This window comes from Microbacterium stercoris (genome assembly GCF_017592545.1).
Classification (GTDB): Bacteria; Actinomycetota; Actinomycetes; order Actinomycetales; family Microbacteriaceae; genus Microbacterium; species Microbacterium stercoris.
The window spans coordinates 82318-105533 of sequence record NZ_JAGFOA010000003.1 but is presented as its reverse complement, the minus strand read 5'-3'; the positions used below and the strand labels follow the sequence as shown (position 1 = coordinate 105533).

Annotated in this window: 35 protein-coding genes and 1 pseudogene; all 36 read right to left on the bottom strand. The window is 66.8% G+C overall.

Features of this window, described 5'->3' with window-relative positions; all coding sequences use genetic code 11:
- Positions 1-159: 159 nt before the first annotated feature.
- Positions 160-702 (bottom strand): 50S ribosomal protein L17, encoded by a 543-nt coding sequence (gene rplQ, locus J5V96_RS08275; protein ID WP_208502678.1) that lies wholly within the window; start codon positions 700-702, stop codon positions 160-162.
- A 34-nt stretch (positions 703-736) separates the two neighbouring features.
- Complete coding sequence (locus tag J5V96_RS08270) at positions 737-1726, bottom strand: DNA-directed RNA polymerase subunit alpha (RefSeq protein WP_208502676.1); 990 nt, start codon at positions 1724-1726, stop codon at positions 737-739.
- Between the two features lie 146 nt (positions 1727-1872).
- A complete protein-coding gene (gene rpsK, locus J5V96_RS08265; RefSeq protein ID WP_208502674.1) occupies positions 1873-2271 on the bottom strand; it encodes a 30S ribosomal protein S11 in 399 nt (132 codons plus the stop codon).
- A gap of 22 nt (positions 2272-2293) precedes the next feature.
- On the bottom strand, positions 2294-2668 hold the full coding sequence (gene rpsM / locus J5V96_RS08260; RefSeq protein ID WP_208502672.1) for a 30S ribosomal protein S13: 375 nt from the start codon (positions 2666-2668) through the stop codon (positions 2294-2296).
- Positions 2669-2838: 170 nt separating this feature from the next.
- Entirely contained in the window at positions 2839-2955 is a 117-nt protein-coding gene (gene rpmJ / locus J5V96_RS08255; protein WP_005050492.1) for a 50S ribosomal protein L36, read from the bottom strand.
- A 76-nt stretch (positions 2956-3031) separates the two neighbouring features.
- Entirely contained in the window at positions 3032-3253 is a 222-nt protein-coding gene (gene infA, locus J5V96_RS08250; protein WP_055992200.1) for a translation initiation factor IF-1, read from the bottom strand.
- 184 nt (positions 3254-3437) lie between these two features.
- A complete protein-coding gene (locus J5V96_RS08245; RefSeq protein ID WP_208502670.1) occupies positions 3438-4121 on the bottom strand; it encodes a DsbA family protein in 684 nt (227 codons plus the stop codon).
- A gap of 29 nt (positions 4122-4150) precedes the next feature.
- Positions 4151-5005 carry a type I methionyl aminopeptidase gene (map, locus tag J5V96_RS08240; RefSeq protein WP_208502668.1) on the bottom strand — a complete coding sequence of 285 codons (855 nt, stop codon included), beginning with the start codon at positions 5003-5005 and terminating at the stop codon, positions 4151-4153.
- A 16-nt stretch (positions 5006-5021) separates the two neighbouring features.
- Complete coding sequence (locus tag J5V96_RS08235) at positions 5022-5615, bottom strand: adenylate kinase (protein ID WP_208502666.1); 594 nt, start codon at positions 5613-5615, stop codon at positions 5022-5024.
- Entirely contained in the window at positions 5612-6931 is a 1320-nt protein-coding gene (secY, locus tag J5V96_RS08230; protein ID WP_208502664.1) for a preprotein translocase subunit SecY, read from the bottom strand. Before secY ends, J5V96_RS08235 begins: the two co-directional genes overlap by 4 nt.
- Before the next feature lie 108 nt (positions 6932-7039).
- Entirely contained in the window at positions 7040-7537 is a 498-nt protein-coding gene (gene rplO / locus J5V96_RS08225; protein WP_208502662.1) for a 50S ribosomal protein L15, read from the bottom strand.
- Positions 7537-7722, bottom strand: a complete 186-nt coding sequence (gene rpmD / locus J5V96_RS08220; RefSeq protein ID WP_203136327.1) for a 50S ribosomal protein L30 — start codon at positions 7720-7722, stop codon at positions 7537-7539. Before rpmD ends, rplO begins: the two co-directional genes overlap by 1 nt.
- Positions 7722-8387, bottom strand: a complete 666-nt coding sequence (rpsE, locus tag J5V96_RS17250) for a 30S ribosomal protein S5 (protein WP_307793564.1) — start codon at positions 8385-8387, stop codon at positions 7722-7724. Before rpsE ends, rpmD begins: the two co-directional genes overlap by 1 nt.
- 20 nt (positions 8388-8407) lie before the next feature.
- Positions 8408-8767, bottom strand: a complete 360-nt coding sequence (gene rplR, locus J5V96_RS08210; RefSeq protein WP_208502657.1) for a 50S ribosomal protein L18 — start codon at positions 8765-8767, stop codon at positions 8408-8410.
- Positions 8768-8769: 2 nt separating this feature from the next.
- Positions 8770-9306 (bottom strand): 50S ribosomal protein L6, encoded by a 537-nt coding sequence (gene rplF / locus J5V96_RS08205; RefSeq protein WP_208502655.1) that lies wholly within the window; start codon positions 9304-9306, stop codon positions 8770-8772.
- Positions 9307-9312: 6 nt separating this feature from the next.
- Positions 9313-9711, bottom strand: coding sequence for a 30S ribosomal protein S8 (rpsH, locus tag J5V96_RS08200; protein ID WP_208502653.1), 399 nt, complete (start codon positions 9709-9711; stop codon positions 9313-9315).
- 206 nt (positions 9712-9917) lie between these two features.
- Positions 9918-10505, bottom strand: a complete 588-nt coding sequence (gene rplE, locus J5V96_RS08195) for a 50S ribosomal protein L5 (RefSeq protein WP_208502651.1) — start codon at positions 10503-10505, stop codon at positions 9918-9920.
- Positions 10506-10507: 2 nt separating this feature from the next.
- Positions 10508-10867, bottom strand: a complete 360-nt coding sequence (gene rplX / locus J5V96_RS08190; RefSeq protein ID WP_208502649.1) for a 50S ribosomal protein L24 — start codon at positions 10865-10867, stop codon at positions 10508-10510.
- Positions 10868-10870: 3 nt separating this feature from the next.
- Positions 10871-11239: a 50S ribosomal protein L14 gene (rplN, locus tag J5V96_RS08185; RefSeq protein WP_208502647.1), complete on the bottom strand. Its 369-nt coding sequence runs from the start codon at positions 11237-11239 to the stop codon at positions 10871-10873.
- A complete protein-coding gene (gene rpsQ / locus J5V96_RS08180; RefSeq protein ID WP_208502645.1) occupies positions 11236-11544 on the bottom strand; it encodes a 30S ribosomal protein S17 in 309 nt (102 codons plus the stop codon). The genes rplN and rpsQ overlap by 4 nt, the downstream gene beginning before the upstream one ends.
- Complete coding sequence (gene rpmC / locus J5V96_RS17015; RefSeq protein ID WP_208502643.1) at positions 11544-11852, bottom strand: 50S ribosomal protein L29; 309 nt, start codon at positions 11850-11852, stop codon at positions 11544-11546. The genes rpsQ and rpmC overlap by 1 nt, the downstream gene beginning before the upstream one ends.
- Positions 11852-12271, bottom strand: a complete 420-nt coding sequence (rplP, locus tag J5V96_RS08170) for a 50S ribosomal protein L16 (RefSeq protein ID WP_055992161.1) — start codon at positions 12269-12271, stop codon at positions 11852-11854. Before rplP ends, rpmC begins: the two co-directional genes overlap by 1 nt.
- Positions 12271-13029: a 30S ribosomal protein S3 gene (gene rpsC, locus J5V96_RS08165; protein ID WP_208502641.1), complete on the bottom strand. Its 759-nt coding sequence runs from the start codon at positions 13027-13029 to the stop codon at positions 12271-12273. The genes rplP and rpsC overlap by 1 nt, the downstream gene beginning before the upstream one ends.
- Positions 13029-13424 (bottom strand): 50S ribosomal protein L22, encoded by a 396-nt coding sequence (gene rplV, locus J5V96_RS08160; protein WP_208502639.1) that lies wholly within the window; start codon positions 13422-13424, stop codon positions 13029-13031. Before rplV ends, rpsC begins: the two co-directional genes overlap by 1 nt.
- Before the next feature lie 22 nt (positions 13425-13446).
- Positions 13447-13728, bottom strand: coding sequence for a 30S ribosomal protein S19 (rpsS, locus tag J5V96_RS08155; protein WP_208502637.1), 282 nt, complete (start codon positions 13726-13728; stop codon positions 13447-13449).
- A gap of 11 nt (positions 13729-13739) precedes the next feature.
- Entirely contained in the window at positions 13740-14579 is an 840-nt protein-coding gene (rplB, locus tag J5V96_RS08150) for a 50S ribosomal protein L2 (protein WP_208502635.1), read from the bottom strand.
- A 22-nt stretch (positions 14580-14601) separates the two neighbouring features.
- A complete protein-coding gene (gene rplW, locus J5V96_RS08145) occupies positions 14602-14901 on the bottom strand; it encodes a 50S ribosomal protein L23 (protein WP_208502633.1) in 300 nt (99 codons plus the stop codon).
- Positions 14898-15557, bottom strand: a complete 660-nt coding sequence (gene rplD, locus J5V96_RS08140; RefSeq protein WP_208502631.1) for a 50S ribosomal protein L4 — start codon at positions 15555-15557, stop codon at positions 14898-14900. Before rplD ends, rplW begins: the two co-directional genes overlap by 4 nt.
- Positions 15558-15562: 5 nt before the next feature.
- Positions 15563-16222 (bottom strand): 50S ribosomal protein L3, encoded by a 660-nt coding sequence (gene rplC / locus J5V96_RS08135; protein WP_208502629.1) that lies wholly within the window; start codon positions 16220-16222, stop codon positions 15563-15565.
- A 13-nt stretch (positions 16223-16235) separates the two neighbouring features.
- Complete coding sequence (rpsJ, locus tag J5V96_RS08130; RefSeq protein ID WP_208502627.1) at positions 16236-16544, bottom strand: 30S ribosomal protein S10; 309 nt, start codon at positions 16542-16544, stop codon at positions 16236-16238.
- Between the two features lie 402 nt (positions 16545-16946).
- Complete coding sequence (locus J5V96_RS08125) at positions 16947-17780, bottom strand: aggregation-promoting factor C-terminal-like domain-containing protein (RefSeq protein ID WP_236014670.1); 834 nt, start codon at positions 17778-17780, stop codon at positions 16947-16949.
- 278 nt (positions 17781-18058) lie between these two features.
- Positions 18059-18274 (bottom strand): Rv0909 family putative TA system antitoxin, encoded by a 216-nt coding sequence (locus tag J5V96_RS08120; RefSeq protein WP_208502625.1) that lies wholly within the window; start codon positions 18272-18274, stop codon positions 18059-18061.
- 109 nt (positions 18275-18383) lie between these two features.
- A pseudogene (locus J5V96_RS08115) lies at positions 18384-18974 on the bottom strand (sugar transferase); the annotation flags it as partial.
- A 215-nt stretch (positions 18975-19189) separates the two neighbouring features.
- Positions 19190-20383 carry an elongation factor Tu gene (gene tuf, locus J5V96_RS08110; RefSeq protein ID WP_208502623.1) on the bottom strand — a complete coding sequence of 398 codons (1194 nt, stop codon included), beginning with the start codon at positions 20381-20383 and terminating at the stop codon, positions 19190-19192.
- A 159-nt stretch (positions 20384-20542) separates the two neighbouring features.
- A complete protein-coding gene (gene fusA / locus J5V96_RS08105) occupies positions 20543-22657 on the bottom strand; it encodes an elongation factor G (protein WP_208502621.1) in 2115 nt (704 codons plus the stop codon).
- A gap of 85 nt (positions 22658-22742) precedes the next feature.
- Positions 22743-23213, bottom strand: a complete 471-nt coding sequence (gene rpsG / locus J5V96_RS08100) for a 30S ribosomal protein S7 (RefSeq protein ID WP_135115264.1) — start codon at positions 23211-23213, stop codon at positions 22743-22745.
- Positions 23214-23216: the final 3 nt, after the last annotated feature.

Genomic DNA, 23216 nt, shown 5'->3' with positions numbered 1-23216 from the left:
GGGGGGGTTGTTCTGACACCCCCCCCCGGCGGGGGGGGGGGGGGGGGCCCCGGGGGGGGGGGGGGGGGGGGGGGGGGGGGGGGGGCTGCGGTGCGCCCGCCCGAGACGCGAGAAGGCCCCCTGCCGAAGCAGGGGGCCTTCTGCGTGGAAGAGAGAGGCTTACTTGGCCTCGTCCTCGGCGGGGGCCTCAGCGGCCTCCTCGACGACCTCGGTCTCCGCGGCGGGGGTCTCGGCGGTCTCCTCGACCGGAGCCTCCTCGACGACCTCGGCGGGCTCCTCGGCCTTGGGGGCCTCGGCCTTGGCCGGGGCGGCCTTCTTGGCCTTCGGCTGCACGGGCTCGAGAACGAGCTCGATCACGGCCATGGGGGCGTTGTCGCCCTTGCGGTTGCCGACCTTGGTGATGCGCGTGTAGCCACCCTCGCGCTCGGCGACGAGCGGAGCGACCTGCTCGAAGAGGATGTAGGCGATCTCCTTCGACTTGGCGCTGCCGCCGAGCGTCGAGAGAACCTGGCGGCGGGCGTGCAGGTCGCCGCGCTTGGCCTTCGTGATGAGACGCTCGACGAGCGGACGGACGCGCTTGGCCTTCGTCTCGGTCGTGCGGATCGACTTGTGCTCGATCACCGAGGCGGCGAGGTTCGCGAGAAGCAGACGCTCGTGGGCGGGGCCGCCGCCGAGGCGGGCACCCTTCGTGGGCTTAGGCATTTCTAGTTACTCCAGGAGTTGGTTCAGAAGTTGATCAGAGCGACTCGTCGTCGTAGCCGCCGTAGAAGCCGGTGCCGTCGAAACCGGGCACCGAGTCCTTGAGCGACAGACCGAGGGACACGAGCTTGTCGCGCACCTCGTCGACCGACTTCTGACCGAAGTTGCGGATGTTCATGAGCTGCGTCTCCGAAAGGGCGACCAGCTCGGAGACCGTGTTGATCCCCTCGCGCTTGAGGCAGTTGTACGAGCGGACCGACAGGTCGAGGTCCTCGATCGGCATCGACAGCTCGTTCGAAAGGACGGTCTCGACCGGCGCCGGGCCGATCTCGATGCCCTCGGCCTCGACGTTCAGCTCGCGCGCGAGACCGAACAGCTCGACCAGCGTGCGACCGGCCGACGCGACGGCGTCGCGCGGGGCGATCGACGGCTTCGACTCGACGTCGAGGACGAGCTTGTCGAAGTCGGTGCGCTCACCGGCACGAGTCGCCTCGACGCGGTAGCTGACCTTGAGAACGGGCGAGTAGATCGAGTCGATCGGAATCTGACCGGCCTCGGCGTACTCGTTGCGGTTCTGCACGGCCGAGACGTAGCCGCGACCGCGCTCGATCGTGAGCTCCAGCTCGAACTTCGCCGTGTCGTTCAGCGTCGCGATGACCAGCTCGGGGTTGTGGACCTCGACACCGGCCGGAGCCGAGATGTCAGCGGCCGTGACCTCGCCGGCGCCCGTCTTGCGCAGGTACGCGGTGATGGGCTCGTCGCGCTCGCTCGAGACCACGAGCTGCTTGATGTTCAGGATGATCTCGGTGACATCCTCCTTGACACCGGGGATCGTGCTGAACTCGTGCAGGACGCCGTCGATGCGGATGCTCGTGACCGCAGCACCGGGGATCGACGAGAGCAGGCTGCGGCGCAGCGCGTTGCCGATGGTGTAGCCGAAGCCGGGCTCGAGGGGCTCGACCACGAAACGGCTGCGGAACTCCGAGATCTTCTCCTCGGTGAGGGTGGGACGCTGTGCAATGAGCACTGGTTGTTCCTTTCGATCACGTGCCCGCTATATGACACGTGCTGTTGATAGGTCTTCAGTTGTCAGGCTGACCGACGAGGCGGCCGAGAGACGACGAGACGCCGGGGCGCAGGATCCTCTCGGACCTGCACCCCAGCGGAATCACGTCAGACGCGGCGGCGCTTCGGCGGACGGCAGCCGTTGTGGGCCTGCGGCGTCACGTCCTGGATCGAGCCGACCTCGAGGCCGGCGGCCTGCAGCGAGCGGATCGCGGTCTCGCGGCCCGAGCCCGGACCCTTCACGAAGACGTCGACCTTCTTGACGCCGTGCTCCTGCGCCTGGCGGGCGGCCGACTCGGCGGCCATGCCGGCGGCGTACGGCGTCGACTTGCGCGAGCCCTTGAAGCCCACGCCACCAGCCGAGGTCCAGCTGATGACGGCGCCCGAGGGGTCCGTGATCGAGACGATGGTGTTGTTGAACGTCGACTTGATGTGGGCCTGGCCCACAGCGATGTTCTTCTTCTCCTTGCGGCGCGGCTTGCGCGCGGCGGACTTGGGTGCAGCCATGGTGTTCTCCTAAACCCCGCGCTTAGCGCGCCTTCTTCTTACCGGCGACCGTGCGCTTCGGGCCCTTGCGGGTACGGGCGTTGGTCTTGGTGCGCTGACCGCGGACCGGGAGGCCCTTGCGGTGGCGGAGGCCCTCGTAGGAGCCGATCTCGACCTTGCGGCGGATGTCTGCGGCGACCTCGCGACGCAGGTCACCCTCGACCTTGTAGGTGCCCTCGATGTGGTCGCGGAGCGCGACGAGCTGGTCGTCGGTGAGGTCCTTGACGCGGATGTCGTGGCTGATGCCCGTGGCAGCGAGCACCTCGACCGAGCGGGTGCGGCCGATGCCGTAGATGTACGTGAGTGCGATCACCACGCGCTTGTCGCGCGGGATGTCGACGCCGGCAAGACGTGCCATGCGGTTCTCCTGAGTGTTGTTGAGGTATGGAGCAGGATCGGTGCCCGGGCCTCACCCCGAGGTGTCCCCCGCCTCCTCACGGAAGCGGGATCTGATCCTGCCGTTATCTGTTGAGTTGTGCGTCCCGACCTTCTCCGCTCGGCGACCGAGCGAAGCGAGTCGATGCAGGATCAGCCCTGGCGCTGCTTGTGGCGCGGGTTGCTCTTGCAGATGACCATCACGCGGCCGTGGCGGCGGATCACCTTGCAGTGGTCGCAGATCGGCTTGACGGAGGGGTTGACCTTCATGGTGCTTCTTTCGCTGTCTTCGTACCGCGCAGGGCGCGGCCGTTACTTTCCCACCGGCGGGTGCCGGCTAGGCGGGTCAGCGGTAGCGGTAGACGATGCGGCCGCGGGTGAGGTCGTACGGGCTGAGCTCGACGACCACGCGGTCCTCGGGGATGATGCGGATGTAGTTCTGGCGCATCTTGCCCGAGATCGTTGCGAGGACCTTGTGACCGTTGGTGAGCTCAACGCGGAACATCGCGTTGGGCAGCGCCTCGGTGATCACACCCTCGATCTCGATGACACCGTCTTTCTTCGCCATAGACTCGCTTTGCTTAGGCAGGCCGGAAGGTCTGCGGTGAGTGGGGTTTCGGTGCGGACGGCCTGATCAGGCGACACGCCGAAATCAGGCGCAATGCACCAAAGGTCTATGTTATGCGTCTTCGGGCGTGTCGGCAAGCTCGGCGTGTCGCTCTCGGCGAGCTGTCAGCGCGCGACGCGCGACCTCAGCGCAGCTGGTCGACGATGTCCTTCTGGGGGTCGCCGCTCAGCGTGACGAACTCGTCGTTCAGCAGCACGGTCGGCGTGCCGATGCCCGCCTGACCGGGCTGCACCGGGGTCTTCTCGGTGATCGCGGTGACGAAGCGCTTGTAGGTGCCGTCCTCGATGCAGGAGGCCGCGCCATCGGCGCCGGCCTGGCTGGCCAGCTCGGCGAGCTTCGCGTCGGTGAGGCCCTCGCTCTGCTCCTCCGGCTGGTTCGCGAAGAGAAGCTCGAGGAAGGGCAGCACCGCATCCTCGGAGTCGTCGGCGACGCAGTACATCGCGTTGGCGGCGCGCGTGGAGTACTTCGTGCCCTGCGAGTAGCGATCCAGGATCGAGATCGGGTGCAGGTTGAGCTTCAGATCGCCCGAGTCCACCAGACCCTGCACGGTCTCGCCGTACATGTCGAAGTACTGCCCGCAGATCGGGCACATGAAGTCGACGTACTCGTCGAGCACGTTGTCGGCGTCGTCGTCGCCGATCGCGATCGCGCCCGTCTTCTCGTTGACGATGTCGGCCTGGGGAGCAGTGCCGGGGCCGGTCGCCTGGTTGTTCATCCAGACGACCACGCCGCCGATCGCGACCAGCACGACGACAACGGCCACCGAGATCCAGATAGCCACCCAGTTGGTCTTGCCCGTGCCGTTCATGCGTGCGCTCCCATTTCGTGCGTGTGAGGTCAGGCGATCGGCACCGGCACCACGCCGAACGGCGCGAGGCCGGCCGCACCGCCGTCGGGTGCGGTGAGCACCCAGATGCCATCAGCGTGCACGGCGATGCTGTGCTCCCAGTGAGAGCCCATCGATCCGTCGACCGTGGAGACGGTCCAGTCGTCGTCCTCGACGAAGGTCTCGTCGGATCCGCTCGTCATCATCGGCTCGATGCAGACCGCAAGGCCCGGCTTGATCTCGGCGCCCTGATCGGCCGTGCGGTAGTTGAAGATCGACGGCGCCTCGTGCATCTTACGGCCGATGCCGTGCCCGACGTACTCACGCAGGATGCCGGCCGGCTCGCCCGTGTACGAGAGCGGATTGGCCTCGATGTACGACTGGATCGCGTCGCCCACCTCGCCGAGGCGCTTCGAGGACGCGAGCGCGGCGATGCCCGCCCACATCGATCCCTCGGTCACGCGCGAGAGCTCCTCGCGCTGCGCGACGATGTCGGGACGATCCGGATCGGGCACGACCACGGTGATTGCCGAGTCGCCGTTCCAGCCATCGGCCGTCTCGGCGCCGCAGTCGATCGAGATGATGTCGCCGGGCTGCAGCGGCACATCCGACGGGATGCCGTGGACCACGGCCTCGTTGACGGAGGCGCAGATGGTGTGGCGGTAGCCGCGCACCAGCTGGAAGTTCGAGTGCGCGCCCCGCTCGGTGATGACACGGTTGGCTTCGGCGTCGAGCTGCAGCGGCGTCACGCCGGGCTTGATCAGCGGACGCACGGCCTCGAGGGCCGCCGCCGTGATGAGGCCGGGCTCGACCATCGCGCGCAGCTGCGCGGGGGTCTTGTAGATCGACTTGCGGAAGATCGCCATTTGCCGGTGTCGCGGATCAGACTGCGACGCGCTCGATGCCGCGCGCCTCGAGGGCGGCGATGATGCGCTCCGTGATCTCGTCGAGCGAGCCCACGCCGTCGACCGGAGCGACGATGCCGCGCTCGCGGAACACATCGAGGATCGGGGCGGTCTCGCGCTCGTAGATGTCGAGGCGGCGCGCGATAGCCTCCTCGTTGTCGTCGTCGCGGCCCTGCTCGGCGGCGCGCTGGGCGATGCGCGAGATCGACTCCTCGCGCGGCACGTCGAGCTCGATCACGACGTCGAGGGCCTCGCCGCGACCGGCGAGGAACTCGTCGAGGTGGCCGACCTGCGCCACGTTGCGGGGGTAGCCGTCGAGCAGGAAGCCCTGCGCGGCGTCGTCCTGCGCGAGGCGGTCGCGCACGAGCTCGCTGGTGACCTCGTCGGAGACGAGGTCACCCGAGTCGATGATGGCCTTGACCTTGACGCCGAGCTCGGTGCCCTCGGAGATGTTGGCGCGGAAGATGTCGCCGGTCGAGATGGCGGGGATGCCGAAGGCCTCCGCGATGCGCACGCCCTGCGTGCCCTTGCCCGAGCCCTGGGGGCCGACGATGAGAAGACGTGCGGTCATCGGAGGAGTCCTTCGTAGTGGCGCTGCTGCAGCTGCGCGTCGATCTGCTTGACCGTCTCGAGGCCGACGCCGACGATGATCAGGATCGAGGCGCCGCCGAACGGGAAGTTCTGGTTGGCGCCCACCGTCGCCAGGGCGATGAGCGGGATGAGGGCGATGAGACCCAGGTAGACCGAGCCCGGAAGCGTGATGCGCGTCAGGACGTAGTCGAGGTACTCGGCCGTCGGACGACCCGCGCGGATGCCCGGGATGAATCCGCCGTACTTCTTCATGTTGTCGGCGACCTCGACGGGGTTGAACGTGATCGCGACGTAGAAGTACGTGAAGCCGATGATGAGGAGGAAGTACAGCGCCATGTAGAGCGGGTGGTCGCCCGTCGTGAGGTACTGCGAGATCCACTGCACCCAGGCGGGCGGGGCCGAGTCCTGCGGAGTGTTGAACTGCGCAACCAGGGCCGGGATGTACAGCAGCGACGAGGCGAAGATGACGGGCACCACACCCGCGGTGTTCACCTTGATCGGGATGTAGGTGTTGGTGCCGCCGTAGGTGCGGCGGCCGACCATGCGCTTGGCGTACTGCACGGGGATGCGCCGCTGCGACTGCTCGACGTACACCACGAGCGCCACGACGACGATGCCGACGGCGAGCACGAGCAGGAAGATCTCGACACCGCGGGCGGCGAGGATGGCGCCCATCGCCGCGGGGAAGGTCGCCGCGATCGAGGTGAAGATGAGCAGCGACATGCCGTTGCCGATGCCGCGCTCGGTGACCAGCTCGGCGAACCACATGATGAGGCCGGTGCCGGCGGTCATCGTGATGATCATCAGCAGCTGCGCCCACCACGCGTCGTTGACGAGCAGCTGGTTGCAGGAGGCGACACCGGTGGTGCCGAAGAGCTGACCCGTGCGGGCCACCGTGACGAGCGTCGTCGACTGGAGCAGCGCCAGCGCGATCGTCAGGTAGCGCGTGTACTGCGTGAGCTTGGCCTGGCCCGCCTGGCCCTCCTTGTAGAGGGTCTCGAAGTGCGGGATGACCACGCGCAGAAGCTGGGTGATGATCGTCGCCGTGATGTAGGGCATCACACCCAGGGCGAAGATCGAGAGCTGCAGGAGCGCACCACCCGAGAACAGGTTCACGAGCGAGAGCAGACCGTCGGTGCCGGAGGTGGCGCTGATGCAGTCCTGCACGTTCGGGAAGTTCACGAACGGAGCCGGCACGTGCGCACCGAAGCGATAGATCGCGATGATGGCGAGCGTGAAGCCGATCTTCCGACGCAGGTCAGGCGTGCGGAAGATCCGCGCGATGGCGCTGAACAAGGACGTGCCTCCTGGATATTGAGCTGACTGCCGATGGCAGGCAGACCTCAAGGCTAACGCAAAGGCCCGGGAGCGGTTGCTCCCGGGCCTGTGCTCCGCGTCAGCGGATTACTTGATGCTGCCGCCGGCGGCCGTGATCTTCTGCTCAGCCGAGCTCGAGACCTTGTCCACCGAGACGGTCAGGGCCACGGAGATCTCGCCGTTGCCGAGCACCTTGACCTTCTCGTTCTTGCGGACGGCGCCCTTGGCGACGAGGTCGGCGACGGTCACGTCGCCACCCTGGGGGTACAGCTCCGCGAGCTTGTCCAGGTTCACGACCTGGTACTCGACGCGGAACGGGTTCTTGAAGCCGCGCAGCTTCGGCGTGCGCATGTGCAGCGGCATCTGGCCACCCTCGAAGCCGGGGCGGACGCTGTAACGCGCCTTCGTGCCCTTGGTGCCTCGACCAGCGGTCTTTCCCTTGGAGCCCTCACCGCGACCCACACGGGTCTTCGCGGTGTTGGCGCCCGGGGTCGGACGCAGGTGGTGAACCTTCAGCACGCCGGGACGCTTGGCCTCGACGGCGGTCTTCTCGGCCTTGGCGGCCGCGGCCTTCTTCTCAGCCATCAGTCGATCTCCTCAACATTCACGAGGTGAGCGACCGTGCGGACGTAGCCGCGGGTCTGAGCGTCATCGGGACGGACGACCGAGTCGCCGATCCGCTTGAGGCCCAGCGAACGCAGCGTGTCGCGCTGGTTCTGCTTCTCGCTCACCTTGGACTTGACCTGCGTCACCTTCAGACGAGCAGCCATTACGCACCAGCCTTCGCAGCAGCGGCGGCCTCGGCCTCCGCACGCACGAGACGAGCCGGGGCGACCTGGTCGAACTCGAGGCCACGACGCGCGGCGACCGCACGGGGCTCCTCAAGCGACTTCAGCGCCTCGACGGTCGCGTGCACGATGTTGATCGTGTTCGACGAGCCGAGCGACTTCGACAGCACGTCGTGGATGCCCGCGCACTCGAGGACCGCGCGGACGGGACCACCGGCGATAACACCGGTACCGGCAGCAGCCGGACGGAGCAGCACGACGCCGGCAGCGGCCTCGCCCTGAACCGGGTGCGGGATGGTCGAGGCGGAACGGGGAACGCGGAAGAAGTTGCGCTTCGCGTCCTCGACGCCCTTCGAGATCGCCAGCGGGACCTCGCGGGCCTTGCCGTAGCCGACACCGACCACGCCGTTGCCGTCGCCGACGACCACGAGAGCGGTGAAGCTGAAGCGACGACCACCCTTCACGACCTTCGACACGCGGTTGATCGTGACGACGCGCTCGAGGAACTGGTTGTCCGCACCGCGGTCGTTGCGGTCACGACCGCCGCGACCCTGGTTGCGGTCGCCACGGCCACCACGGCCGCCGCGCTCGTTGCGCTGCTCGGTCTGCGCCTGCTCGGCGCCGGCCTCGGGGGCCTCGGTGGTCACTTCGGTCTCCTTGATGTCACTCACAGGTTCAGGCCTCCCTCACGGGCGCCCTCGGCGATCGCCGCGACGCGACCGGCGTAGCGGTTGCCGCCGCGGTCGAACACGACGTCGACGAAGCCGGCGGCCTTCGCGCGCTCGGCGAGGAGCTCGCCGACCTTGCGGGCCTTGGCCGTCTTGTCACCCTCGAGCGAGCGCAGCTCGGTCTCGAGCGTCGAGGCGGAGGCCACGGTGTGGCCCTTCGAGTCGTCGACCAGCTGCACGAAGACGTGGCGGGCCGAACGGGTCACGACGAGACGAGGACGGACCTCGGTGCCGACGACCTTCTTGCGAAGGCGAGCGTGGCGGCGCGAACGCTGCGCGGACTTCGACTTCACAGCCATGATTACTTACCAGCCTTTCCGGCCTTGCGACGCACGACCTCGCCCGCGTAGCGGACACCCTTGCCCTTGTACGGCTCAGGCTTGCGGATCTTGCGGATGTTGGCGGCGACCTCGCCGACGGCCTGCTTGTCGATACCCGACACCGTCAGCTTGTTGTTGCCCTCGACCGTGAACGTGATGCCGGCCGGAGCCTCGACCACGACGGGGTGCGAGAAGCCGAGCGCGAACTCCACGCCCGTGCCCTTCTGCTGCACGCGGTAACCGGTACCCACGACCTCGAGGCCCTTGGTGTAGCCGGCGGTCACGCCGATGATGTTGTTGTTGATCAGCGTGCGGGTCAGACCGTGCAGCGAACGCGAAGCGCGCTCGTCGTCCGGACGGGTGACGAGAACCTGGTTCTCCTCGACCTTGACCTCGATGGGGCTGGCGACGGTGAGCGAGAGCTCGCCCTTCGCGCCCTTCACGGTGACCTGCTGCCCGTCGACCGTCACAGTGACGCCGGCGGGGATGTCAATGGGAAGACGTCCAATACGCGACATGAAGGATCACCAAACGTAGGCGAGAACTTCTCCGCCCACGCCCTTCTGCTCGGCCTGACGGTCCGTGAGGAGACCGGAGGAGGTGGACAGGATCGCGACACCGAGGCCACCGAGGACCTTGGGCAGCTCGGTCGACTTCGCGTACACGCGGAGACCGGGCTTCGACACGCGCTTGATGCCGGCGATGGAGCGCTCACGGTTCGGGCCGTACTTGAGCGTCAGGGTGAGGGTCTTGCCGACACGAGCGTCGGTCTCCTCCCACGCCGCGATGTAACCCTCGAGCTTGAGGATCTCCGCGATGTGCGTCTTCAGCTTGCTCGACGGCAGCGACACAGTGTCGTGGTGCGCCGAGTTCGCGTTGCGCAGACGGGTCAGCATGTCTGCGACCGGGTCTGTCATCGTCATATGACTAGTCCTTTTTTCATGAGGTTTCGGCTGCCGTTACACGACAGACGACCTTCCTGAATGATCCATATTCAGTTGTGGGCCGTTCGTGGCGCCGCCGGCCGGAGGACGAATCCCCCGACCGGCGGCGAACACAAACGCTCGATCTTACCGCAGACCGACCTGAGAACCAGCCCTGCGCCCGAAGCCGCAGGGCCGGACCCGGATCAGGCCTGGTCGTCGGCCCCGCGGAACGGGAAGCCGAGCGCCTTCAGCAGCGCGCGACCCTCCGCGTCCGTCTTGGCCGTGGTGACGACGGTGATGTCGAAACCGCGGACGCGGTCGATCTTGTCCTGGTTGATCTCGTGGAACACGGACTGCTCCTGGAGACCGAAGGTGTAGTTGCCGTTGCCGTCGAACTGCTTGTCCGAGAGACCGCGGAAGTCGCGGATTCGGGGCAGGGCGAGCGAGATCAGGCGGTCCAGGAACTCCCACGCGCGGTCACCGCGGAGGGTGACGTGCGCGCCGATGGCCTGGCCCTCGCGCAGCTTGAACTGCGCGATCGACTTCTTCGCCTTGGTGACGACGGGCTTCTGACCCGTGATCGCGATGAGGTCGGCGACCGCACCGTCGATCACCTTGGAGTCGCGAGCAGCCTCGCCGACACCCGTGTTGACGACGACCTTGACGATGCCGGGGATCTGCATGACGTTCGCGTACGAGAACTCGTCCTGCAGACCCTTGCGGATCTCGTTGAGGTAGACCTGCTTCAGGCGCGGCTGGATTTTGCCAGCCTGCGCGTCAATCGTGCTCACGGTCAGATGTCCTTACCCGACTGCTTCGCGTAGCGAACGCGCACAGTCTTCTTGACGCCGTCCTTGACCTGCTCCTCGACGCGGAAGCCGACGCGAGTGGGCTTCTTGGTCGAGGGGTCGACGAGCGCGACGTTGGAAATGTGGATGGGGGCCTCGACGGTCTCGATGCCACCGGTCTTGGTGCCGCGCTGCGACTGACCGACGCGGGTGTGCTTCTTGACGAAGTTCACGCCCTCGACGATCACGCGCTGACCCTCGATGACCTCGAGGACCTTGCCCTGCTTGCCGCGGTCTCCACCACGGTCGGCCTTGGCACCGGTGATGACCTGGACCAGGTCACCCTTCTTGATCTTCGCGGCCATGAGTTACAGCACCTCCGGGGCGAGCGAGACGATCTTCATGAACTTGCGGTCACGAAGCTCGCGGCCGACCGGGCCGAAGATACGGGTGCCACGGGGCTCCCCGTCGTTCTTCAGGATCACGGCGGCGTTCTCGTCGAACTTGATGTACGAACCGTCGGCGCGGCGAACCTGCTTGACGGTGCGGACGACGACGGCCTTGACCACGTCGCCCTTCTTGACGTTGCCGCCCGGGATCGCGTCCTTGACGGTCGCGACGATCGTGTCGCCGATACCGGCGTAACGGCGGTTCGAACCACCGAGGACACGGATCGTGAGCAGCTCCTTGGCGCCGGTGTTGTCGGCGACCTTGAGGCGGGACTCAGTCTGGATCACTTGGCCTTCTCCAGGATCTCAACCAGGCGCCAGCGCTTCGTGGCGCTCAGCGGACGGGTCTCGTTGATGAGAACGAGGTCGCCGATGCCGGCGGCGTTGTTCTCGTCGTGCGCCTTGAGCTTGCTCGTGCGACGGATGACCTTGCCGTAGAGGGGGTGCTTAACGCGGTCCTCGACCTCGACGACGATCGTCTTGTCCATCTTGTCGCTCACGACGTAGCCGCGGGCCGACTTGCGGTAACCACGGGCCTCGGCATCGCGCACGTCGTGCTCGGCGTGCTCCACAGCCTTCTTGTCAGCGGCCATTACTCAGCCTCTCCCTCAGCAGCCGGAGTCTCCTCGGCAGCCTTCTTCGCCTTGGCCTTCTTGGCCTTGGCCTCGACCGGAGCGGGCGTGGCACGGATGCCGAGCTCGCGCTCACGGATCACGGTGTAGAGCCGCGCGATGTCGCGCTTCACGGCGCGGATGCGGCCGTGGCTCTCGAGCTGACCGGTGGCCGACTGGAAGCGCAGGTTGAACAGCTCTTCCTTCGCCTTACGCAGCTCCTCGACGAGGCGGGTGTCCTCGAACGTGTCGAGCTCGCTCGGAGCGAGCTCCTTGGTGCCGATCGCCATTACGCGTCGCCCTCCTCGCGCTTGATGATGCGTGCCTTCAGGGGCAGCTTGTGGATTGCTCGGGTGAGGGCCTCACGAGCGAGCTGCTCGTTCACGCCCGCGACCTCGAAGAGGACGCGACCCGGCTTGACGTTGGCGACCCACCACTCGGGCGAACCCTTACCCGAACCCATGCGGGTTTCGGCGGGCTTCTTCGTGAGGGGGCGGTCCGGGTAGATGTTGATCCACACCTTTCCACCACGCTTGATGTGACGCGTCATGGCGATACGAGCGGACTCGATCTGACGGTTGGTCACGTAAGCGGGCGTCAGGGCCTGGATGCCGAACTCACCGAACGACACCTTCGTGCCACCGGTCGCGGCACCATCGCGCTTGGGGTGGTGCTGCTTGCGGTACTTGACCTTGCGGGGGATGAGCATTACGCCGAAGCTCCTTCCGCCACCGGGGTCGCCGCGTCGTCACGACGCGGGCCACGACGGCCGCCACGGTCGCGGTCACGGGCGGGCTTCATGTTGGCCTGCTCGCGCGCGAGTTCCTTGTTGGTGAGGTCACCCTTGTAGATCCAGACCTTCACGCCGATGCGGCCGAAGGTGGTCTTGGCCTCGTAGAAGCCGTAGTCGATGTTCGCGCGCAGCGTGTGCAGCGGCACACGACCCTCGCGGTAGAACTCCGAACGCGACATCTCCGCGCCGCCGAGGCGGCCCGAGACCTGGATGCGGATGCCCTTGGCGCCGGCGCGCTGGGCGCCCTGCAGACCCTTGCGCATCGCGCGGCGGAAGGCCACGCGGGCGGAGAGCTGCTCGGCGACGCCCTGGGCGACGAGCTGAGCGTCGGCCTCGGGGTTCTTGACCTCGAGGATGTTCAGCTGGATCTGCTTGCCGGTGAGCTTCTCGAGCTCGCCGCGGATGCGCTCGGCCTCCGCACCACGACGACCGATCACGATGCCCGGACGGGCGGTGTGAATGTCGACGCGGACGCGGTCGCGAGTGCGCTCGATCTCGATGCGGCTGACGCCGGCACGGTCGAGGTTCGTCTGCAGCAGCTTGCGGATCTTGATGTCCTCGGCCACGTAGTCGGCGTAACGCTGACCCGGCTTCGTCGAGTCGGCGAACCAACGCGAGACGTGGTCCGTGGTGATGCCGAGGCGGAAGCCGTACGGGTTGACCTTCTGACCCATTAGTTGCTCGCCTTCTTCTTGTCGGCACCGGCGGTCTGCGCGACCTCCGGCGTCGAGAGCACGACCGTGATGTGGCTCGTGCGCTTCTTGATCTGGAACGCGCGGCCCTGGGCGCGGGGCTGGAAACGCTTCAGCGTCGTGCCCTCGTCGACGAACGCGTTCTTGACGAACAGGTCCGTCTCATCGAACGACTCGCCGTCCTTGTCGGCCTTGACCGACGCGTTGGCGATCGCCGAAGCGACCAGCTTGTAGATCGGCTCGGAAGCCGACTGCGGCGCGAACTTCAGGATGGCCAGGGCCTCCTGAGCCTGCTTGCCCTTGATGAGGGCGACGACGCGACGAGCCTTCTGAGGGGTCACGCGGATGTGTCGCACACGTGCGATGGACTCCACCATTTCTCTCTCCTCCTCAGTCGCCTTAGCGGCGACGGCCCTTCTTGTCGTCCTTCACGTGACCGCGGAAGGTGCGGGTGGGCGCGAACTCGCCCAGCTTGTGACCGACAAGCGTCTCCGTGACGAACACGGGGATGTGCTTGCGACCGTCGTGCACGGCGATGGTGTGACCCAGCATGGCGGGGATGATCATCGAGCGGCGCGACCACGTCTTGATGACGTTCTTGGTGCCGGCTTCGTTCTGCGAGACGACCTTGCGAAGCAGGTGCTCGTCGACGAAGGGGCCCTTCTTCAGACTGCGGGGCATCTTCTTTACTCCTACTTGCGCTTCTTGCCGGCGTTACGGCGACGCACGATGAGCTTGTCGCTTTCCTTGTTGGCGTGACGGGTGCGGCCCTCAGCCTGACCCCACGGCGTCACGGGGTGACGTCCACCGGAGGTCTTGCCCTCACCACCACCGTGCGGGTGGTCGACCGGGTTCATGGCGACACCGCGGACGGTCGGGCGGATGCCCTTCCAGCGGTTACGGCCGGCCTTGCCCCAGTTGATGTTCGACTGCTCGGCGTTGCCGACCTCGCCGATCGTCGCGCGGCAGCGCGCGTCCACGTTGCGGACCTCACCCGAGGGGAGACGCAGCTGGGCGTAGGGGCCGTCCTTCGCGACGAGACGCACCGAGGCGCCCGCCGAACGAGCCATCTTCGCGCCGCCACCGGGACGGAGCTCGATCGCGTGGATGACGGTACCCGTGGGGATGTTCTTCAGCGGCAGGTTGTTGCCCGGCTTGATGTCCGCGCCGGCACCCGACTCGACGACATCGCCCTGCTGGAGCTTGTTCGGCGCGAGGATGTAGCGCTTCGTGCCGTCCACGTAGTGGAGCAGCGCGATGCGCGCGGTGCGGTTGGGGTCGTACTCGATGTGAGCGACCTTGGCGTCGACGCCGTCCTTGTCGTTGCGACGGAAGTCGATCACGCGGTACTGGCGCTTGTGGCCACCACCGATGTGACGCGTCGTGATGCGGCCCTGGTTGTTGCGGCCACCGGTCTTGGACAGCGGACGGAGCAGCGACTTCTCGGGCGTCGATCGGGTGATCTCGGCGAAGTCAGACACCGACGAGCCGCGGCGACCGGGGGTCGTGGGCTTGTAGTTGCGAATAGCCATGTTCTCTCTTCCTTCCCGACCGTCAGCCGACTGCCGTGAAGATGTCGATGGTGCCCGACTTGAGCGTCACGATGGCGCGCTTGGTGTCCTTGCGCTTGCCGATGCCGAAGCGGGTGCGACGGGCCTTGCCGACGCGGTTGATCGTGTTGACCGAAGCCACCTGGACGTTGAAGATCTTCTCGATCGCGAGCTTGATCTCGGTCTTGTTCGAGCGGGGGTCCACGATGAACGTGTACTTGCCCTCGTCGATCAGTCCGTAGCTCTTCTCCGAGACGACCGGCTTCAGGATGACGTCGCGCGGGTCCTTCTGGACGGCGGTCATGCGGAGACCTCCTCAGTGGCGCCGGCCTTCGTCGCGATGAACGCGTCGATGGCGGCCTTGGTGAAGACGATGTCGTCCGAGACGAGCACGTCGTAGGCGTTCAGCTGGTCGGCCATGAGGACGTGCACGTAACCGAGGTTGCGGACGCTCAGGTAGCCGAAGTCGTCCTCGCGGTCGAGCACGACGAGCACGTTCTTGGTCGGAGCGACGGTCGCGAGGAACGACGCAGCGGCCTTGGTCGAGGGCTCGGCGACACCGAAGGACTCGACGACGTGCAGGCGGTCACCGCGGAAGCGGTCGCTCAGCGCACCCGCGAGGGCGGCGGCGATCATCTTCTTGGGGGTGCGCTGCGAGTAGTCGCGCGGCTTCGGGCCGTGGACGATGCCACCGCCGGTCATGTGCGGCGCACGGATCGAACCCTGACGGGCGTTACCCGTGCCCTTCTGCTTGAAGGGCTTGCGACCTGCACCGGAGACCTCGCCACGACGCTTGGTCGAGTGCGTGCCCTGGCGCGCGGCAGCGAGCTGCGCGACGACGACCTGGTGGATCAGCGGGATGTTCGTCTTGACGTCGAACACCGAGGCGGGCAGCTCGACAGAGCCGGCCTTCTTGCCATCGATGCCGAGGACGTCCAGAGCGAGAGTCGAGTCAGCCATCTAACTCAGGCCCCCTTCACTGCGTTGCGGACGTACACGGTGCGACCGCGCGCGCCGGGGACGGCGCCCTTGACGAGCAGCAGACCCTTCTCGGCGTCGACGGCGTGAACCGTGAGGTTGAGGACGGTCACGCGCTCGGCGCCCATACGGCCGGCCATGCGCATGCCCTTGAAGACGCGGCTCGGGGTCGACGAGGCGCCGATCGAACCGGGCTTGCGGTGGTTGCGGTGCGCACCGTGCGAAGCCGAGACGCCCTTGAAGTTGTGACGCTTCATGACACCCGCGGTGCCCTTACCCTTGCTCGTGCCGACGACGTCGACGAGCTGGCCGGCCTCGAAGGTGCCGTCCACCGTGAGCTCCTGACCGAGCGCGTACGAGGACGCGTCGGCGGTGCGGATCTCAGCGAGGTGACGACGGGGCGTGACGCCCGCAGCCTCGAAGTGGCCCGAGAGGGGCTTGTTGACCTTGCGCGGGTCGATCGCACCAGCGGCGATCTGGATGGCGGCGTAGCCATCGACCTCGGCGGTGCGGATCTGCGTGACGACGTTCGGCGCCAGCTCGATCACCGTGACGGGGATCAGCTTGCCGGACTCGTTCCAGACCTGCGTCATGCCGAGCTTGGTGCCCAGGAGGCCCTTGGAGACCTTGGAGTTGATGTCAACCATGTCGATCCCCGCCTCAGAGCTTGATCTCGATGTTGACGTCCGCCGGGAGGTCGAGACGCATAAGCGAGTCGACGGCCTTCGGCGTCGGGTCCACGATGTCGATGAGGCGCTTGTGGGTGCGCATCTCGAAGTGCTCGCGGCTGTCCTTGTACTTGTGGGGCGAACGGATCACGGCGACCACGTTCTTCTCGGTCGGAAGCGGCACGGGGCCGACAACCGAGGCGCCGGCACGGGTGACCGTCTCGACGATCTTGCGCGCCGACGAGTCGATGACCTCGTGGTCATACGACTTCAGGCGAATGCGGATCTTCTGTCCCGCCATTTGCTGCTCACTCTCTTAAGGCGTCTTACCTCTGGGGCATTGGACGCACTGACCCTCCGGAAACCCTTCGGGCTGGATCTCATCGACCCGTGTTCACATGTCAGCCCACGCGCGCAGAGAAGCCTCTGCGAGGTGGGAGTGTGTTGTTGTTCTTCTGCCCGCGGCCCAGACTCGGTCTGTGCACTGCCGGCGCAGTGATTCCGCGCAGTCCTCCTGACGGAGCGCACGCGGAAATGTGGAACCTGTCTATTCTGCCCTACCCGAGCGCCATGAGGCAACCCGGGCGTGTCGCGCCGAGACCCGCGGAATCACGCGGTTCTCGAGGGGGCGTTGGGCATGTTCTCAGAGAGCGTGACGAGGGCCGGATCCGATCGGATCCGGCCCTCGTCACGCGCTCGCGGATCAGTACCAGTTGGTCGCCTGCGAGTGACCCCAGGCGGCGCACGGCGTGCCGTATGCGCGCTGGATGTAGTCGAGTCCCCAGGCGATCTGGGTGGTGGCGTTGGTCTGCCAGTCGGCGCCGACCGTCGCCATCTTGCTGCCCGGCAGCGACTGCGGGATGCCGTAGGCGCCGGACGACGGGTTGGAGGCCTGATAGTTCCAGCCCGACTCCTTGGTCCACAGGCTCTCGAGGCAGCCGAACTGGTCGCCACCCCATCCGTAGCGCTCGGCGGCCATGGCCTGCGCGGTGGCCTTGGCTCCGCCCGGGGTGTTCGCGGCGGCGAGGGCCTCGGCCGCCTTGCGCTGCTCCTCGGCGACGCGCGCCGCCTCGGCGGCGGCCGCGGCAGCCTCCTCGTCGGCCTTCACGAGGGCAGCGGTCTGCGCCACGACCTCGTCGGCCTTGGCCTCGGTCTCGCGCACCTCGCCCTGCACGACGACGGCGGGCATGCGCTCGGCGCCCGCGAGATCCTCGACGCTCTCCTGCAGGGCCGCGGTGTCGGCCTTCGCGTGAGCGGAGTCGAGGGCGGCCTGGGCATCGGCCAGGGCGCTCTTGGCGAGCGCCAGCGTGGCGGGGTCTTCGGCCGCGACCGTGACCGCCCGGCCCTGGTGGGGCACGGCGGCGGCGACCGCCGCACCGCCCGACAGCACAAGACCGAGTGCGACGGCGGCGCCGGTCAGCACGCGGCCACGGCGCTTGGAGCGCTCGCGACGGAGGAGATTGATGTGATTGGCACGGGGGAACGGCGTGAGCAGGGGCTGCTCGCCGGCTCCCCGGAGTTCGGGGTTCTGCGACATACCTGTTGTTTCGTTCGGGTATGTCCGCCATCGCTCGCGCGTGCACCTCGGGTGGCGATCGCTCGCGCGGGGGCCCTCGGGTGACCCCCGCCGCGAAAAGCGGACTCTCCACCGTGGACCGCTCTCCTGGGCGGAACCGGCCGATCCCGTGGGTATCCCATAGGCAGGGCGTGGGCGTTACCTGTTTGTTACCTGGCCGGATCCTGAATCGTTCCGTTTTAGACCGTCGCCGCATGCGAAAGGGCCCCCGCCGCGTGGCGAGGGCCCTGGGGTGAGATCTACTCGTTGCCGACGGCGCCGTCGACGTTGTCGCGGATCTCGTCGACCTTGCCCTCGAGGTTGTCCGGCAGCACACCCTTGGCGAAGTCGGCCACCTTGTCGAGGACGGCGTCGCTGACCCCCTCGGCCTCGGCCGACTGCAGCGCGTCCTGCAGCTTGTCCTTGTTCTGGTCGAAGACTTCCTTGCCCTGGTTGACGAGATCGTCGAGCCCCATGATTGCCCCCTCAGGTGGATGAGCGCGCCCCACGGCGGGACGCATCCCGGTCATTGTGGCACCGGCGCCGACGCGGGGGAACCCCACGGAGTGGGAGAGATGTGCCCGTTCAGGCCACCGTGTCTCCGGGCAGGAAGGCCGCACGGAAGGTGCGGAGCAGGATCGACACGTCGCCCGTGAGCGTCCATCCCTCCGCGTAGGTGAGGTCGAGGCGCACCGTGTCGTCCCAGGACAGCGCCGAGCGCCCCGACACCTGCCAGAGCCCCGTGATGCCCGGCTTCACCAGGAAGCGACGGTGCACGTGGTCCTCGTAGCGGTCGACCTCGCCGGGAAGCGGCGGACGCGGACCCACGAGCGACATGCTGCCGGCGAGCACGTTCAGCAGCTGCGGCAGCTCGTCCAGGCTGTAGCGGCGCAGGATGCGACCCAGCGGCGTCACCCGGGGATCGTCGCGCATCTTGAACAGCACCTCGTTGCCCATGTCCCGCGCCGTCCGGAGCTCGGCGAGCCGCGCCTCGGCGTCCTGCGCCATGGAGCGGAACTTGAGCATCTCGAACTCGCGGCCGTGGAACCCCACCCTCACCTGACGGAAGAGCACCGGCCCCGGCGACGACGCGTGCACCATCAGCGCGAGCACCAGCATCAGCGGCGCCAGCACCAGCAGCAGGCACGCGCTGCCTGCCACATCGACGACCCGCTTGCCCGCGAGCCGCAGAGCGACCGCGGGGCCCTGAACCGGCGCTCGCCCCACACGGGTGAGCGGCACCGGCGCGTGGAGCCCGAATCCCGGCTCCCCCCACTCCATCACCGACATGCACGACAGGAGCGCGAAGCGATCCGGCTGATACCTCCCGGGCAAAACGAAAGCGGGGCCGGACCCGAAGGCCCGACCCCGCTTCCGCGGTAATCAGATGATTACTTGATGATGCTGGTCACCGTGCCGGCGCCGACGGTGCGGCCACCCTCACGGATCGCGAAGCCGAGGCCCTCTTCCATGGCGATGGGCTGGATGAGCTCCACCGTCATGTCCGTGGTGTCGCCGGGCATGACCATCTCGGTGCCCTCGGGCAGCGAGATGACGCCGGTGACGTCCGTGGTGCGGAAGTAGAACTGCGGGCGGTAGTTCGTGTAGAAGGGGTTGTGACGACCACCCTCGTCCTTCGACAGGATGTACGCGGTGCCCGTGAAGTTGGTGTGCGGGGTGACCGAACCCGGCTTCACGATGACCTGGCCGCGCTCGACGTCCTCACGCTTCAGACCACGAAGCAGGAGACCGCAGTTCTCGCCGGCCCACGCCTCGTCGAGCTGCTTGTGGAACATCTCGATACCCGTGACCGTGGTCTTCTGCGTCGGGCGGATGCCGACGATCTCGACCTCGGAGTTGATGGCGAGCGTGCCACGCTCGGCGCGGCCCGTGACGACGGTGCCACGACCGGTGATCGTGAAGACGTCCTCGATCGGCATCAGGAAGGGCTTGTCGCGGTCACGCACCGGGTCCGGAACGGACTCGTCGACGGCCTCCATGAGGTCGAGGACCGACTGGACCCACTTCTCGTCGCCCTGGAGCGCCTGGAAGCCCGAGACGCGCACGACGGGAGCGTCGTCGCCCGGGAAGCCCTGCGACGAGAGCAGCTCGCGGACCTCGAGCTCGACGAGCTCCAGGATCTCCTCGTCGTCGACCATGTCGCACTTGTTCAGGGCGACGAGCAGGTAGGGCACGCCGACCTGCTTGGCGAGCAGGACGTGCTCGCGGGTCTGGGCCATCGGACCATCGGTGGCGGCGACCACGAGGATGGCGCCATCCATCTGGGCCGCACCCGTGATCATGTTCTTGATGTAGTCAGCGTGACCCGGGGCGTCGACGTGAGCGTAGTGACGCTTGGGCGTCTCGTACTCGACGTGCGAGATGTTGATCGTGATACCGCGCTGACGCTCCTCGGGAGCCGAGTCGATCGACGCGAAGTCGCGCTGAACGTTGGTGGCCGACGGGTACTTGTCGGCGAGCACCTTCGAGATCGCCGCGGTGAGCGTCGTCTTGCCGTGGTCGACGTGACCGATCGTTCCGATGTTCACGTGCGGCTTGGTGCGCTCGAACTTGGCCTTAGCCACTGGGTCCTCCTCAGGACGGTAGATGGATCATCACCGGTCGCTGGATTGCGACCGGATCTGTCCGGGGATGTTGTTCAGTCTACTGGAGACTCAATATGAAGTTTTCTGGGGGCCGGGGCCGCATCGCTGCGGCCCCGGCAGACCGTCAGGGTCGGACGATTACTCGCCCTTGCCCTTCTGGATGATCTCGTCGGCGACGGCCTTCGGAACCTCGGAGTAGCTGTCGAACTCCATCGAGTAGACAGCGCGGCCCGAGGTCTTCGAGCGCAGGTCGCCGATGTAGCCGAACATGCTGGACAGCGGGACGAGGGCCTTGATGACCTTCACACCCTGCGCGTCCTCCATGGACTGCATCTGGCCACGACGCGAGTTGATGTCGCCGATGACGTCGCCCATGTACTCCTCGGGAGTACGGACCTCGACGGCCATCAGCGGCTCGAGGATGACCGGGTTCGCCTTGCGGACGGCCTCCTTGAAGCCCATCGAGCCGGCGATCTTGAACGCCATCTCCGAGGAGTCGACGTCGTGCGATGCGCCATCGATGAGGCGGGCCTTGATGCCCACCATCGGGTAGCCGGCGAGGACACCCGTGTTCATCGCGTCCTGGAAGCCCTGGTTGGTCGGCTCGATGTACTCGCGCGGGATGCGACCACCCGTGACCTCGTTGGAGAACTCGTAGGTCTTGTCGGCCGTGACCTCGAGCGGCTCGATCGCGAACTGGATCTTCGCGAACTGACCCGAACCACCGGTCTGCTTCTTGTGCGTGTAGTCGTGACGCTCGACGGCCTTGCGGATCGTCTCGCGGTAGGCCACCTGCGGCTTGCCGACGTTGGCCTCGACCTTGAACTCGCGCTTCATGCGGTCGACCAGGATGTCGAGGTGCAGCTCGCCCATGCCCTTGATGACGGTCTGACCGGTCTCGGCGTTGTTCTCGACGCGGAACGTCGGGTCCTCTTCCGCGAGCTTCTGGATCGCGAGACCCAGCTTCTCCTGGTCGGCCTTCGTCTTGGGCTCGATGGCGACCTCGATGACGGGCTCCGGGAAGGTCATCGACTCGAGGACGACCTGGTTGGCCGAGTCGGAGAGGGTGTCACCCGTGGTCGTGTCCTTCAGACCGATGACCGCGTAGATGTGACCCGCGGTGACCGAGTCGACCGGGTTCTCCTTGTTGGCGTGCATCTGGAAGATCTTTCCGATGCGCTCCTTCTTGCCCTTGGTCGAGTTGACGACCTGCTCACCCGAGCTGAGCGATCCCGAGTACACGCGGATGTAGGTGAGGCGACCGAAGAAGGGGTGCGAGACGACCTTGAACGCGAGGGCCGCGAAGGGCTCCGCCGCGTCGGCGTGACGCTCGATGATGACTTCCTCGTCCTTCGGGTCGTGCGCCTCGATGGCGGGCACGTCGAGGGGCGACGGGAGGTAGTCGACGACGGCGTCGAGCATGGGCTGGACACCGCGGTTCTTGAACGCCGAGCCGCAGAGGACCGGGTAGACCTCGGACGCGATCGTGAGCTTGCGGATGCCGGCCTTGATCTCGGCGACCGTGAGCTCCTCGCCGCCGAAGAACTTCTCGAGCAGCGCGTCGTCCGACTCGGCGACGGTCTCGAGGAGCTGCTGACGGTACTCGTCGGCCTTGTCCTTGAGGTCGGCCGGGATCTCGGTGATCTCGTACTTGGCACCCATGGTCACGTCGCCCTTGGCGTCGCCGGGCCACACGAGCGCGCGCATCTCGACGAGGTCGATGACGCCCACGAAGTCGTTCTCCGCGCCGATGGGCAGCTGGATCACGAGCGGCTTGGCCTTGAGGCGGTTGACGATGGTGTCGACCGTGAAGTAGAAGTCGGCGCCCAGCTTGTCCATCTTGTTGACGAAGCAGATGCGGGGGACGTCGTACTTGTCGGCCTGACGCCACACGGTCTCGGACTGGGGCTCGACGCCCTCCTTGCCGTCGAACACGGCGACGGCGCCGTCGAGGACGCGCAGCGAGCGCTCGACCTCGACGGTGAAGTCCACGTGACCGGGGGTGTCGATGATGTTGATCTGGTTCTTGTCCCAGAAGCACGTCACAGCAGCGGACGTGATCGTGATGCCACGCTCCTGCTCCTGCTCCATCCAGTCGGTCGTGGCGCCACCGTCGTGCGTCTCGCCGATCTTGTGGTTCACACCCGTGTAGAACAGGATGCGCTCGGTCGTCGTGGTCTTACCGGCATCGATGTGCGCCATGATGCCGATGTTGCGGACCTTCTTGAGGTCCGTGAGCACTTCCTGTGCCACTTGAGGTTCCTAACGTGTGGTTGGAGTAGAGCGTGGGGGCCGGATCCGGCGAGCGGGTGGCGCTCCCCGGATCCGGCGATGCTGATTACCAGCGGTAGTGCGCGAAGGCCTTGTTCGACTCGGCCATCTTGTGCGTGTCCTCGCGGCGCTTCACAGCGGCACCCAGGCCGTTGGAGGCGTCGAGGATCTCGTTCATCAGACGCTCGGTCATCGTCTTCTCACGACGGCCCTTGGCGTACGACACGAGCCAGCGCAGCGCCAGCGTGTTCGCACGGTGCGGCTTGACCTCGACCGGCACCTGGTAGGTCGAGCCGCCGACGCGGCGGCTGCGGACCTCGAGGGTGGGGCGGACGTTGTCGAGCGCCTTCTTGAGCGTGGCGACGGCGTCCTGGCCGTTCTTCGCCTCAACGCCCTGGAGGGCGGTGTAGACGATCGACTCGGCGATCGACTTCTTGCCGTCGACAAGGATCTTGTTGACGAGCTGCGTGACGATCGGCGCGCCGTAGACCGGGTCGTTGACGACGGGGCGCTTCGGGGCGGGTCCCTTACGAGGCATCTG